Genomic DNA, 14395 nt, shown 5'->3' on the forward strand with positions numbered 1-14395 from the left:
CTCTCTTTTTAAGTACGGTAATTATTCTAAAGATATTGGACACAATTTTAAAGGCTTTTACGCAACATTTTCTTAACTTGCTTATTTTTTTATCATTTTAGTCAAAGGATCAAATAAAAAACCTCTGAGAGGTTCTCTCAGAGGAACAAGGTGTTTGTATTATTTAGCTTCTAACCTTCTGATTCGCTCATCTAAATCAGGGTGAGTAGAGAAAAGCGAAGAGCGCTTCTTGCCATTAATCTTTAATGTTTGGACAGCTGTCTGATCGTCTTCCTTAATGCGGGAAGAATAGCTCTTAAGCGTCCGCAGCGCGTGAATCATTTTATCCTTGCCGGCCAGATCGGCTCCTCCTCTGTCAGCGTGGAATTCACGATGGCGTGAGTACGCAAACACAACCAGGCTGCCGAGAATGGAAAAGACAATCTGAAAGACAATCACTGCAATAAAATGAACGATCGGCGCAAGGTCTTCCTTGACAAAACGGCTTGCAATCCATGCTGCGATACGGGATAAAAAGACGACAAAGGTATTGACGATACCTTGTAAAAGCGTCATCGTAACCATATCACCGTTAGCGATATGCGCGACCTCGTGGGCAAGCACACCTTCAACCGCAGCATCATCCATTTGCTCCAGCAGTCCTGACGATACCGCCACAAGAGAACGGCGTTTTGACGGTCCAGTCGCAAACGCGTTCACTTCAGGCGAACGGTAAATGCCGACCTCCGGCATTTTCGTTAAACCGGCAGAACGGCTTAATCGATGAACACGATCAACCAATTGCTGCTCCTCGTAACTGAGCGTATGTTTTTCCGGATTCAGCACTTTGACGCCCATCATCGTCTTGGCCATCCATCTGGACATCGCAAGAGACATAAAGGAGCCGACAAAACCAACAACCAAACTGAACACAAGGAGCGCAATTGGATCGATACCGCCATCAGCGGTAAAGTACGTCCCGACTCCGGTAACCGAGCTTAAAACAGATAAAACGATCCCGATTGTTGTAAGCACCAAAATATTCGTTAAAATAAACAAAAAAATTCTTTTCGCCATAATAACCTCCGTTATTTTAAGTTCAAAAGAACTTGTATATTTAAATTATAAAACATCTGTTTGAAAATGCAAGGAATTAGACGTATGATGTTAATGTATTGCTGACGCTTAAATTTTAAATTCATACATAGACTTATATTCGCGTCAAATTGTTTTGAAGAGGTGAACAATGAACATTTTCAAACTCACTCGAACCGATATGGTGCGGCTGCTCTATTCCCTAAAAGGACAAGGAGAAATAAGCCCGCTCGACATTGTCGTCCAATCAGCGAACATGTCAGCAGATAAAGCTGCCAATCATCTTGAAATTCCTGAATTTCTTACAAGATATGAACGAAAAAAACAAAAAAAAGAATACGGTCTCTCTACAAACGAAATCGTAGAACTCGGCAACCTATGCGAGCTGACTTCGTTAAAGTCAACCGCAATCCAAAACTGGGTAAAGCGTGATTTCAAAGATCTGATCGGACATCCTGAGCTGGGCAAAAAATATTCGGTTGAACAGGCAGTCATACTTTTAATTGTACGTGATTTAAAATCGATTTATGACTTTGAACATATACGGGCTATTTTAAGAGTGGCGTTTAACACCATCTCAGACAGAACCGATGATGTCATCAGTCCGATTTCTTATTATGAAAGCTGCGCATATGTGCTTGATGCCGTTCATCACCAGGACACACCTTCTATGAAGGAATCAAATCTGCAGGAGATCGTCGAACAGGAAACAGATCGTCTCCGCCATCGTTTTGAAGAATTAAATGACAGCCAATGGCTTAAAATCAGACAGATTATTGCCATAACAGTTCTCTCCATTTTGACATTCCATATTCAGGCAACCGCACATAAAATGACAGCTGACATTCTATAGACTGCGGTGCCCCCGGCTAAAAAACCGGGGGCTTTCTTATTTTCCACAACAATTCCCAGCATAAATAACCCCCGTACATTTCAAACTAACTACGCGTTAAGAATTCTTTATAGAAAAAGGAGATGAAAAAGATGGCGAGCAGAAATAAACTCGTTGTTCCAGGGGTGGAGCAGGCACTAGACCAATTCAAACTCGAAGTGGCTCAAGAATTCGGTGTGAACCTTGGTTCTGATACAGTCGCACGCGCTAACGGCTCTGTAGGCGGGGAAATGACAAAGCGGCTGGTACAGCAAGCACAATCACAAATAAATGGCACAACTAAATAAATTCAGGCCTTTATTCGCCGGGGTCACTCGGCGAATTTTCAGTTTGAGCTGAATTATTTTCACTGCTGTAGCCGTTTGGATTACGGCGGTCAGAAGCGTTATCCCTGTTTGACGAAGAACGATTCTTGCCTTGTTCACCGTTATTCCAGTCCCTGTGATATTGGCTTTGATCCTTTTCAGCGCTGTTTCCTTCATTTCCTTTATCTTGAGGATCTTGTATTGGGGTTTGCTGATCCCCATCTTTTTCAGCATTTGTGTTTTCATCTGATTCCTTTACATTTTTATCTTTGTCACCATCGTTAGTCTGGCCATCCGTAGTATCTTTTTTCCGGTCTCCGGAATCTATATCATCCTGCTGTTCATTATCTCCTTGCTTGCTGTCCTGGCCGTCAGGTTGATCTTTTTTTTCATCCTCATTTTCGGCACTGTTTTGATTCTCTTCCCCGGATGGTTTGCTGGGGTCCTCTTTTGAATCTTTATTGTGATTCTTTTCGTTTGATTTGATGTAGCTGCCTGTTGAAACGCCTTCCTTCTTCGCTTTTTCCCTTGTTTGCATATCTGACTCAAGAGATTCCATGCGGTATGTCGTTTTATATTTTTCCGTCACATCATTCAGCTGTTTTTTCACAGCTTTTTTATATGTATTGTCTTCCGTATTTTCATAAACAGTGGAAATCAATATTTCTTTCGATTCCTTTACATATCCATGTTCACTGCAGTCGGTAATAATATTATCAATCACCTTTTTAAAATCAGTCTTCTCCCAATTATCTATATCATTGACGACCTTCTTTCCCTCATCGTTTAGAGGCGTCAGTTCAATCACTTCGTAATCGCTGTTTAACGCCATTTCAAAGCTTGGATTAATATCGATTGTCATATACGCATAGGCCTTATTATTAGAAAAAACGGGGAGAATAATAAAAATAAAAAGCATAATAGCGGTCATCGTAACGATCCCCATTTTGAAAGGGCGCAGTTTAAAAAAATCAAAAAAGCTGGCCCTTCTGCCCATGCGTGATTCACTCGGAAGCATGATTTCTTCTCCGATTTCATAGCTGCGGCGATCATGTTTAGCTTTTAAAAATTGTCCGTCAGGGGTCAGCAACGTGACGAATTTTCTATTTTTCTCTACTATAATCCCTCTTCTCATGAGTGCAGCACCCCTTTAAGATAATCTTTTAAATAAATATAATCACCCGTAATGATAATACACATCGCAATAATATATTTTCTGTTTCTCTCAATCGTTTTTCGGCTTACAGAGACCAGCTGTTCGAGCTGTTTCACCGGAAGCTGTTTCTTTGTATACAGGATAGCGGCCAATTCTTCATGTTCAACAAGGGTGATCGCCACCTTTATGGCGTTTTGCCTTGCGTCCGCATGTTTTGGAGAGTTTTCAAGCAGCTCTTTAAACGATAAACCATAATCTTTTAGCTGCTTTTGAAAATAGAGGATTTCCTCCCGCCTCTGCTCCTGTTCAATCTGACGGCGGTATTCATCAATGGAAAGCTCGGCTTCGATCAGGCTTTGAGATGACTCCTGATCGTCTCCTTCCTGTAAATCGATGTTGATATTCTGTGCGCTTCTTGCTTCTTTTCTGATGTAATCAATGACTTTTCTTTTTATAATAAGCTCAGCAAATGCGAGCAGCGAATTTCCTTTTTCAGATGAGTATTTTTCAATAGCTTCATTAAATGCGATGAGTCCGATGCTGAACTCATCGTCTTTTTCATCTATATATCGTTTACAAACGGATGAAACCGTCTTTGCGATAAATGGCTTATATTGCTGTATTAATTCATTCTGCAGATCTTTATTGCCTTTTTGTATACTTTCAACCGTTTTTTCAAGCGTTTGCTTCTTTTTTCCTAATTTAAACAAAAGGCTAAGCACTGGTTTCACCTCAGTTCCTCCCTATAACTACTCATTAATGATAGCTAATTTGATAGGGATTCGCAAAGGAGAAAAAGAAATATTGGTTTCCAATGTCTCAATTATGACAAACCATTCTGACGTCCTATACATGATTTCGTGCCTTTCTAGAGAATTAAGGGGGTTTTATCAGTGTTTTTTGTAACAAAGCTGTTATAAAAATGTTATTTTATTTCGTCTATGAAAACGTTTTAAACATGAAAAGACTCTGCTTTTTAAGCAGAGTCTCATATTACGCCCTTTCCCGGCTGCTGTTATTTTGTTCGTTTTGTGTGCCCTCCGGCTGTTTTTTACCTGACATGAACCAGCCGGAAACCGCGATTGCCGCTAAGACACCCCAGAATATCAGCTTCCATGTTCCAGAATGGATAAAGTGCTCAGAAACAATCGCTATGTCGTTATGGGCAAGTGTATATAAAGCAAGCTTCACTCCGACCCAGCCGACAATCACAAAGGCTGCTGTTTCTAGGCTTGGACGTTCCTTTAATAACTTAACAAACATTGAAGCCGCAAACCGCATGATCACCAGGCCGATGATACCTCCGGCCAAAATGACGGCAAATTGCCCTCCGTCAAGTCCGCCGATCTGTGGAAGCGGTGTTGCAGGAAGCGTAACCGCCAGCGCTACTGCCGCTAAGATGGAATCAACCGCAAACGCGATATCTGCCAATTCAACTTTTAAAACAGTCGGCCAAAAACCGCTTTGCTTCGTCTCTTTATGCGTGTCTTCTTTTTTAAACACATATCTTTTCAATAAGTGGCTTATTGAGATATACAGCAAGTAGATCGCGCCAATCGCTTGAACCTGCCATACGTTGACCAAAAAAGAAATGGCGAATAAAGAGCCAAATCGCAGAACAAAAGCCCCTGCCAACCCATAAAATAACGCCTTTTTTCTTTTTTCCTCCGGCAAATGTTTTACCATTACCGCCATCACTAACGCGTTATCGGCGGCTAAGATACCTTCCAGCCCGATCAAGACGAGAAGAACCCAACCATACTCCAATAATAATGCTGCATCCATAAATGATACCCTCCCAAAAAAGTTGTTTTCTTTCTCTTCATCCGATCTTATGGCGGCCGGACCATGCAAAAAAGACCTTTGCCGTCATAAGGCAAAGGTCTTGCTAGACATGAATTCAGGCATGCCAACAAAGCCGATGGATATCACAATCCATGGAATGACGACTTTGTTTCCGGAAACAAATCCGGACGCTACTCCCCTTTGGGATTTCAAGAAATATAATATTATACGTCAATGATATGTGCAGCGAGATCATTTGTCAACGCTTATTTTTTAAAAATGCAGATAAATGTTCTGAGTGCGTGCGTTTTTTCCTCTTTTTAATCAGCAAGTAGACCACGAACAAAGCTAAAATTGCAATCCCGATCGGAAGCATATATTGATCGAGAATAGAGCCGACTTCCTTCCAATTTTCACCGAGCTTCACACCGAGATACACATATACAAATGTAATGGGCAGCATGGCGATGAATGTGTAAATCGAAAACACCCAAACGTTCATTTTTGCAATGCCGCACGGTATAGAGATCAATGTGCGGATGCCTGGCAAGAAACGGCCGCTGAAGGCCACAAATCCCCCGTGTTTTTTAAAAAATTCATCCGACTTATCGAGAGCTTCAGGCTTAATGAAGAGGTACTTCCCGAAACGTTCAAGAAACGGCCTCCCTCCGTATCGGCCTATCCAATACAGCGTGAGCGGGCCGGCAACTCCCCCAAGCGATCCCGCCAAAACAGCGCCGGCAAGCGTCATATCACCTTTAGATACCCAATAACCCGCAAGCGGCAGGACGATTTCAGCAGGAATAAACTCAATACAGAGCGCTAGAAATATTCCAAAATAAGATAGGCTTTTAAATGCTTCTATCCAAGACATAATCAGTTCTTCGATATCCATCACTTCCCTTTTTTCATCTTTATGTATCATACATTTTGTTTTTTTCAGAAAACGTCAACATGATTTTAACACATATTTCACGGTCAGCTGAACTAAAAATAGATCTCTTGCAATTTCTATGGTCTCAAAGGCTGAAATTCTGCGGTTAAGCAGCCGATAATAATGAGAGTCAACAAGACTGGAACACACGGGGGGGAATCTCCATTTGGAAATACACGTATCATATAATATAACACTCATATGTTTATCAATTCTAATTGCCTGTGCCGCAGCGTATATTTCCCTTGAACTGTCAAGGAAAGTCACCATTCATACAGGCTTAAAAAGTAAGATTTGGCTGATCGGCGGCTCACTTATTATGGGATTCGGTATTTGGTCAATGCATTTTGTCGGGATGATGGCCGTCGATATCAAGATGCCAATGCAATATGAATTCATGCCTTTAATTGCGTCCATTGGCGCAGCTGTTTCCGGATCATTTGTGTCCCTCTATTTTGTCAGCCGGCACATTCTTACATATTACAGACTGCTTAGCGGGTCAGTTGTGCTTGGCGCGTCTATTGCATCTATGCATTATATCGGAATGTCTGCCATTTCCCGGGTAATGATTATGTACGAACCGCTTCTTTTTACAGCATCCATTCTGATTGCGATTGCGGCATCTTTCATCTCATTAAAAATATTCTTTGACTTGGCCATGAAAAAACATTCTGAACACCTTATGTTCTATAAAGTCATCAGTTCGATTGTAATGGGAATAGGCATTTCAGGCATGCACTATACAGGGATGCTTGCGGCAACTTTCCGTTTGGATACGGACCCGCCCGGAAGCCATATGGAAATCCATACATTTCATTGGTCGGTTTTTGTTGCGTTAATTATTTTCTGCATTCAAACGCTATTGTTATTCAGTTCCCATGCCGATCGAAAGTTTATTAAACAGAGCGAGCGCATAAAGGATAACGAACAGAGATTTCAATCTTTAATCGTCCATAATATTGACGCGATCTTTATTTTGTCATTAGAAGGAGAGATTATATCTTCCAATCATGCTGGTGAGGACATGATCACCAAATTTGGCTTTAGTATGCACGATTGGAGAAATTACATATCACAGAAGCTTGAACGCCTTTTTAAGCAGGTCAAACTAGATAAACAAGCCATCAACAGCGATAGCGAACTGATCACTGAAAAAGACCAGTTTCACTTAAATATTACGCTCATACCCGTCGAAGTCAATCAAGAACTGGACAGCATTTATGTCATTTGCAAAGATATGACAAAGCAGTACAGGGCAGAAAAAGAAATCCATAGAATGGCTCATTATGATTCACTTACAGATTTACCAAACAGACGGCATGCCATCTCGCACTTAACAGAGGTGCTGAATCGCGAACATACCTTGGATTATAACACCATTGTATTCTTTCTAGACTTAAACCGATTTAAAGTGATAAACGATGCGTTAGGACATAATGTCGGTGATCAGCTGCTTCAGATGACAGCTAAACGCCTGTCATCTGTTGTGCCTGATAATGGGTTTATCGCCCGTCTCGGCGGTGATGAATTTATTATTATCTTGACTAACGCCAATACCCGAACAGGCGAAGCGGATCTTCTAGCAAGAAAAATTATCCAAAAATTCAAAAAACCTTTTAAGATTCAAGATCAAACGCTTATTACATCTGTCAGTATCGGAATTGCGATATCACCAAAAGATGGGACGAACGGTCTTGAATTAATGAAAAAAGCCGATATGGCGATGTATGCCGCTAAAGAGCGAAACAAAAGCAAATACAGATTCTATTCTTTTGCAATCGGTAACAAAGAAACAGTCAAGCTTAACCAAGAGATGGAGCTCAGAGAGGCAATAGAAAACGATCGATTTATCTTGTATTATCAGCCGCAATTTAGTGCAAAAAATCAAAAAATGACGGGTGCAGAGGCGCTGATACGGCTTGTCACACCTGACGGGCAGCTGCGTCCACCCGGAGAATTCATCAGTGTTGCTGAAGAAACGGGTCTCATTATTGATATCGGAAAGTGGATTATAGATGAAGCATGCAAGCAGGCAAGGGCTTGGCATGACAAAGGTTTTGATCTTTCTGTCGCCATTAATATTTCCGCCAGACAGTTTCAATCCGAAGAACTGATTCTCCTAATCAAGGAGGCGCTTGTTAAATACCAGCTTCCTCCTCGGCTTCTGGAAGTGGAAGTAACAGAAAGCATGACAATGGAAAATCTCGATCACTCCAAGAAGGTGTTGTCGTCTTTAACGGAATTAGGAATCAGAATCAGCATTGACGATTTCGGAACGGGACACAGCTCCCTTAGCTATTTAAAGGACTTTCCGATTCACAGGCTGAAAATCGACAAATCGTTTATCGACGATATTCAGACACATCCGAAATCAGAGCAAATTACCGGGGCCATTATTGCCATGGGCCACCAGCTGTCTTTGCAGGTGATTGCTGAAGGCGTGGAAAATTCAGCTCAAAAACAGCTTCTTTACGAAAAAGGCTGTGACCATTTACAGGGCTTCTTTTTCAGCAGGCCCATACCGCCGGAACAACTTGAACAACTCATTCTTGAACAGCCGCCGCATTAACAGCGACGGCTGTTTTTTTACCCATAAGTTACTACACATGAATCGCTCTCCTCCTCTTCACACTAAAAGAAAAAAGGGGTTTATTGATATGCATACAATGTGGAAGGGATCGATCAGTTTCGGATTAGTAAACATCCCGATTAAGCTATATGCGGCCACAGAAGATAAAGACATTAAACTGCGCAGCCTCCATAAAGAGGATCACGCGCCTATCAAATACGAAAAAATTTGCACGAATTGCGAAAAAACACTCGGTCCTGATGAAATTGTGAAGGGATATGAATATGTAAAAGGAAAATATGTAGTGCTGACGGATGAAGATCTAAAAAGCTTAAAGCAGGAGCATGAGGAGAAAGCGGTTGAGATTGTTGACTTTGTTCAGCTTCAGGACATTGATCCGATTTATTTTAATCGCTCCTATTTTGTCGGACCCGGAGATAACGGTACGAAAGCCTATACCCTGCTGCGTGAAGCGCTGCGCTCAACCGGAAAGATCGGCATCGCCAATATGACAATCAGGTCGAAGCAGCAGCTAGCCATTCTCCGCGTTTATGAAAATTGTATCGTGATGGAGTCTATCCATTATCCGGATGAGGTCAGAAGCGCTGTCCATGTCCCAGGTGTACCGGATCAATCGAATGTAAACGATAAGGAACTGCAAACGGCAATCACATTAATAGATGAGCTGACAGCTGAGTTTGAGCCGGAGAAATATGAGGACACGTACCGGCACGCATTGCTGCAAAGAGTCAATGATAAGCTCGAAAATAAGGAAACAGCTGTCACTCCTGATAAAGCGCCTCCTCGTGAAGATGTCATTGACCTGGTCAGCGCCCTGCAAGCCAGCATCGACCGCACCAGAAAGCCGAACCGGGAAACTCCGGCAGCTGCACCAGCACAAGCCGCTGAACCGAAAGGAGCCGGAGATAAGAAACAAAAAACGACTAGAAAAAAAGCCTCCGGCACCTCATAGTCCATGGCGTTTACGATGCAGCCCGTCCTTACTTCATCACCGCCAATAGGAACAGAATGGCGCTACGAAGTAAAATATGACGGGTACCGCTGTATCCTCCGCATCCATTCGGCAGGTGTGACCTTAACTAGCAGAAATGGCTTGGAGCTTACCAGCACCTTCCCTGAAATCACACAATTCGCCAAAACCGCCTTTCAGCACATAGAAAAAGATCTTCCGCTGACACTTGATGGCGAGATTGTATGTTTAGTGAATCCTTATCGTTCAGATTTTGAGCACATTCAAGTGCGGGGCCGTTTGAAAAGGCCAGATAAAATCCGGGAATCGGCCAACGCGCGGCCGTGCTGCTTTCTCGCCTTTGATCTGTTAGAGCGACGCGGAGAAGATGTATCGTCACTTTCGTACCTGGATCGAAAAAAATTGCTGTACGACCTTATGGCTATGCCAAAACTTCCTGCATCTCCAAACCCTTATGCTAAGGAAACCATTCAGTATATCCCCTCCTTTGACCATTTTGATACGATTTGGGAGATGGTTACGAAATATGATGGAGAAGGAATTGTAGCGAAGAAAACAAACAGCAAATGGCTTGAAAAGAAGCGGTCATCCGATTGGCTTAAATATAAAAACTTTAAACAAGCTTATGTTTGTATAACAGGGTTCAACCCCAACAATGGATTTCTGACAGTATCTGTGTTAAAAAACGGCGTGATGACACCGATTGCCTCTGTCTCACACGGAATGCGCGATGAAGAAAAAAATGCCGTACGCAAAATTATGGAACAGCACGGACATCAAACACCATCAGGCGAATATACGCTCGAACCATCGATATGTGCAGCCGTTCAATACTTAACGATTCTCCAAGGCACATTGAGAGAGGTATCGTTTGTCGGTTTTGAATTCCATATGGACTGGACCAAATGCACGTATGCGCAAGTCATCCGCCACTCCAAACCGGTCCATCCGAAGCTGCAGTTCACAAGCCTGGATAAAATCATTTTTGAAAAGAATAAAAAAACAAAAGAAGATTTTATTCAGTACATGATTGAAGTCAGTGACTACCTGTTTCCCTTTTTGAAAAACCGTGCTGTCACAGTCATCCGCTATCCGCATGGATCAAGAAGCGAATCATTTTTCCAAAAAAATAAGCCGGACTATGCGCCGGATTTTATTCAATCTTTTTTTGACGGAAACCATGAACATATCGTCTGCGAGGATATGTCTACATTGTTATGGCTCGCCAACCAGCTTGCTTTGGAGTTTCATGTTCCTTTTCAAACCATTAAAAGCAGGCGCCCGGCTGAGATTGTCATTGATTTGGACCCGCCTTCACGAGAGGACTTTCCCATGGCCGTGCAGGCTGCAAATGAACTGAAACGGCTGTTTGACTCCTTCGGCATCACATCGTACCCGAAGCTGTCCGGAAACAAGGGCATCCAGCTTTATATCCCCTTGTCCCCTGAGGCATTTACGTATGAAGAAACACGCCAATTTACACAGCTGGTCGCAGAGTACTGCACCAATGCATTTCCCGAGCTATTTACCACAGAACGCCTGATCAAAAACAGGCACGGCAAATTGTATCTTGATTATTTGCAGCATGCAGAAGGGAAAACGATTATCTGTCCTTATTCGACAAGGGGGAACGAGCTTGGCACTGTCGCGGCACCGCTCTATTGGCACGAGGTACAAACGTCCTTAACACCCGCTATGTTTACAATTGATACCGTCATCGACCGGATAAAGAAGCAGGGCTGCCCATTTTTCGATTTTTACCGCAGCCCGCAAGACGAACCTCTTAGCGCCATTTTACATCAGTTGAACGGAAAGAGCTGACAAATAAGTCAGCTCTTTTCGTTCAACTGTACTTTTTTTCTAACCGCTCTTTTTCCTGGCGCTGGAGCGGGCTCAGCGGTTCATTATACAAATCGATATCAATCGCATATTTCGGCCGGCTTTTCACTTCTGAAAAAATGGTTCCGATATACTCCCCGATGATCCCGATTCCCATTAATTGCAGACCGCCCAAAAACCAAATGGAAATGATGAGCGACGCCCAGCCTGCATTTGTATGGCCGAGCAGCTTTTGAATAAATGCACCGATTCCCGCCACAGCGCTGACGAAAAATAAAACAAAACCTAAAAGCGTAAAAAAGCGAATCGGCGCGACACTGAATGATGTAATCCCGTTAAAAGCGAATGATAGCATTTTTTTCAGCGGATATTTCGTTTTGCCGGCAAAACGTTCCTTTCGGTCATACAAGACTTCGGCAGATTTAAAGCCGATCATGGGAACAATTCCTCTTAAAAACAGATTCGCTTCCGGATAGCGCGCAAGCTCTTCAAGCGATCTTTTATTCATTAGTCGAAAATCAGCATGATTATAAATTAATTTAATCCCAAGCTTATTCATGAGGCGATAAAATCCTAAAGCGGTCGTTCGCTTGAAAAAGGTATCGGTTTTTCTGCTGCGGCGGACGCCGTAAACGATCTCGCAGCCCTCATGATATTTCAATATAAAATCCCGGATAACAGAAATGTCATCCTGTAGATCAGCATCAATTGAAATGACACAGTCTGATTTGTTCTTCGCTTTATGGAGTCCGGCTAAAAGCGCTTTTTGGTGTCCGACATTGCAGGCTAATTTTAAGCCGGCAACCTTCTTGTTTCTTATGCTTTCCATGGCAATCAAGGCCCAAGTGCGGTCTTTGCTGCCATCATCGACAAACAGAATTTTACTGTCTTCAGCGATTAATGTTTCTTCAATCAAGCCGTCTACAACCTCTGTCAGCTGATGGCAGGTCTCCTGAAACACTTCCTCTTCATTGAAACACGGAACGACGATGGTTAACACTGGCTGTGGCTGTTTCAATCGATATCCTCCTTATCTTGTTTCATATAAATAAATGCGCCAGGCCGAATCTATATGGTCAAACGTCTTCACAAGCGCGAGATGGTTTTGATCAGCATTCATGATCGGAACTGAAGAAAAAATGTAACGACCGCCCATTTTTTTAAATACATCTGTATTTAATTGAAGATTGTTGATCGTTTTCTTCGAGTTCTTTTTAAAATCATATCGTTTCCCGAGCTCATCGACGAAAAGGTAGCAACGGCTGCCCCATTCATCAAAATATTGTTTCAGCCGAGCGTTTTTTTCCAGCTCTTTTTCAATGATTTTTCTAAATTCATATTTATATGAAAGCGGGTACAGGTTGTTATACGTATCTAACGTGTAAAACCCGTTATATTGGGCGATAGACGGATGCAGTCCGATGCTCGCCACCCTGTACGAATCTTGCGGTCGCCCGATATACTCCTTAATCTCCTTGAATTGCTCAGATGCATAAAACTCCCGGAATGTCGGCGCATTGTAGTGAACGCCATACGTATACTCTTCATTAAAAGGCGCCAAAACCATCAGCTGTGCAGCGACTGCGGCGTATACAAGCCATTTCCACCCTCTCCCCATCCGCCATATGAGATATAGAGCTATCGCAAAGCTTACATATATGACAAGCGGCCGGAGGAAATGGAAACGCGCAAAATTAAATTCAGCTAAAAAAGCAAATTTCTGCTTTGGCACAGTCCATATTTTGTTGAACCAAAACGCATACCATAAAGATAGTCCGTAATTAAGCGTAAATAAAAACAGATAAACATTTTCTAGCTTTGTCCGGTTTCGCTTGAACAGCATAGCTGCAAATATAAGCAGCAGGATCGGGAGGATGACAACGGTGTGAACGGTCATCACATGATTATGCCCATAGACAAAGTTTTTTACGGATAGACGAAGTGAATGCCATACGTCATGCCGTGATGAAATAAATTCTATCCGATGCATCGGCGCGTGGGAGAACAGCATTGAATACACAAGCCGATATTCAACGAAAAGGTAAATACTCGTCATAAATGCAATGCTGCCTAAAAACATCAAATTCCATCTTCTTTGTGTGATGGCATCATACAGCCAAAAGCACGCCATTCCTGCCAAGAAAAAGAAGAAACCTAAGACAAAGCTTGAATATAAAGGAAGCAAACCGAGCGTCAGCCACTCTCTCCATGAGATATCCCCTTTTCGGATATTCAAAAAAGCCCACAGTGCCAAAGGATATCCAAGCGTACTCAGCATTCCCGAAGGCCAGAAAGGTGTTAAAGCAAATGCCAGCGATACGCCAATTCGGATGAAAGCCGCTTTTGGCTCCGGAATCACATGTTTCTTCAGCAGTACATACATTCCCAAAAAAGCGACAACCCTTGTAATCGTCTGGCTTATTGCATAGGCGGTCATGGAAGAAAAGAAAGCGTGCAGCCAAACAATCCCGCTCCACTCAGTGCCAAAGGCATCTCTCGGCAGCCCGTTAATAATTTGCGGAATGGCTGCGTCAACCTTGCCGATGATTTCTCCGCTATCCGCCAAAACCTTGTACCAAGCGATATTGGAATCTAAATTATCGTGGACGCGAATATGGGCATCTTCCTTTAAAATAAAAAGCGGGGATACATACAGCAAAAGGAGAAATAATGCGATCCAGAGATAATATGTTTCTTTTTTGTGTTGTCTCAACAATCGTAACATCGCTTACACATCCATCTGTTATTCTGACTCCATATCCGGCATGTTCTGCCTCATGTGTCAAAATTTATTATCCCTTTTCCCTTCCAAAACATTCATCAGAAGACATTCCGTTTTTAACTTGTCTC

The 14395-nt window shown here is 42.5% G+C and carries 12 protein-coding genes and 1 riboswitch; of the genes, 5 read left to right on the forward strand and 7 right to left on the reverse strand.

All coding sequences use genetic code 11. From position 1 onward, the window contains the following. Positions 1 to 159: 159 nt before the first annotated feature. Entirely contained in the window at positions 160 to 1056 is an 897-nt protein-coding gene (gene htpX, locus V6D44_RS02640) for a protease HtpX (protein WP_087990968.1), read from the reverse strand. A gap of 169 nt (positions 1057 to 1225) precedes the next feature. On the opposite strand from htpX, the gene htpK reads away from it, so the two are divergent. Then, positions 1226 to 1927, forward strand: a complete 702-nt coding sequence (htpK, locus tag V6D44_RS02645; protein WP_087990967.1) for a transcriptional regulator HtpK — start codon at positions 1226 to 1228, stop codon at positions 1925 to 1927. A gap of 131 nt (positions 1928 to 2058) precedes the next feature. Continuing rightward, entirely contained in the window at positions 2059 to 2253 is a 195-nt protein-coding gene (gene sspD, locus V6D44_RS02650) for an acid-soluble spore protein SspD (protein WP_010330194.1), read from the forward strand. A 10-nt stretch (positions 2254 to 2263) separates the two neighbouring features. Here sspD and V6D44_RS02655 read toward each other — a convergent pair whose 3' ends face one another. From V6D44_RS02655 to V6D44_RS02670, 4 genes are all read right to left on the reverse strand, one after another. Next, entirely contained in the window at positions 2264 to 3406 is a 1143-nt protein-coding gene (locus tag V6D44_RS02655) for an anti-sigma-I factor RsgI family protein (protein ID WP_087990966.1), read from the reverse strand. After that, a complete protein-coding gene (gene sigI, locus V6D44_RS02660) occupies positions 3403 to 4158 on the reverse strand; it encodes an RNA polymerase sigma factor SigI (RefSeq protein ID WP_087990965.1) in 756 nt (251 codons plus the stop codon). The genes V6D44_RS02655 and sigI overlap by 4 nt, the downstream gene beginning before the upstream one ends. A gap of 262 nt (positions 4159 to 4420) precedes the next feature. Beyond that, a complete protein-coding gene (locus V6D44_RS02665) occupies positions 4421 to 5212 on the reverse strand; it encodes a TerC family protein (RefSeq protein ID WP_253269040.1) in 792 nt (263 codons plus the stop codon). A 105-nt stretch (positions 5213 to 5317) separates the two neighbouring features. After that, positions 5318 to 5424, reverse strand: a riboswitch (yybP-ykoY riboswitch). A gap of 47 nt (positions 5425 to 5471) precedes the next feature. Further along, on the reverse strand, positions 5472 to 6137 hold the full coding sequence (locus V6D44_RS02670; protein WP_087990963.1) for a DedA family protein: 666 nt from the start codon (positions 6135 to 6137) through the stop codon (positions 5472 to 5474). Between the two features lie 175 nt (positions 6138 to 6312). On the opposite strand from V6D44_RS02670, the gene V6D44_RS02675 reads away from it, so the two are divergent. From V6D44_RS02675 to V6D44_RS02685, 3 genes are all read left to right on the forward strand, one after another. After that, the gene (locus tag V6D44_RS02675; protein WP_253269039.1) at positions 6313 to 8715 is read left to right on the forward strand and encodes an EAL domain-containing protein; all 2403 of its coding nucleotides are present in this window, start codon (positions 6313 to 6315) and stop codon (positions 8713 to 8715) included. A gap of 88 nt (positions 8716 to 8803) precedes the next feature. Next, positions 8804 to 9688 carry a non-homologous end joining protein Ku gene (ku, locus tag V6D44_RS02680; protein WP_442893317.1) on the forward strand — a complete coding sequence of 295 codons (885 nt, stop codon included), beginning with the start codon at positions 8804 to 8806 and terminating at the stop codon, positions 9686 to 9688. Positions 9689 to 9691: 3 nt separating this feature from the next. Continuing rightward, positions 9692 to 11527: a DNA ligase D gene (locus tag V6D44_RS02685; protein WP_087990961.1), complete on the forward strand. Its 1836-nt coding sequence runs from the start codon at positions 9692 to 9694 to the stop codon at positions 11525 to 11527. 22 nt (positions 11528 to 11549) lie between these two features. On the opposite strand, the gene V6D44_RS02690 is transcribed toward V6D44_RS02685, so the two are convergent. Then, positions 11550 to 12563, reverse strand: a complete 1014-nt coding sequence (locus V6D44_RS02690) for a glycosyltransferase family 2 protein (RefSeq protein WP_087990960.1) — start codon at positions 12561 to 12563, stop codon at positions 11550 to 11552. A gap of 12 nt (positions 12564 to 12575) precedes the next feature. Next, entirely contained in the window at positions 12576 to 14270 is a 1695-nt protein-coding gene (locus V6D44_RS02695) for a DUF6044 family protein (RefSeq protein WP_087990959.1), read from the reverse strand. Positions 14271 to 14395: the final 125 nt, after the last annotated feature.

Source organism: Bacillus sp. 0209A, assembly GCF_036765095.1.
In the GTDB taxonomy this organism is placed as follows: Bacteria; Bacillota; Bacilli; order Bacillales; family Bacillaceae; genus Bacillus; species Bacillus subtilis_G.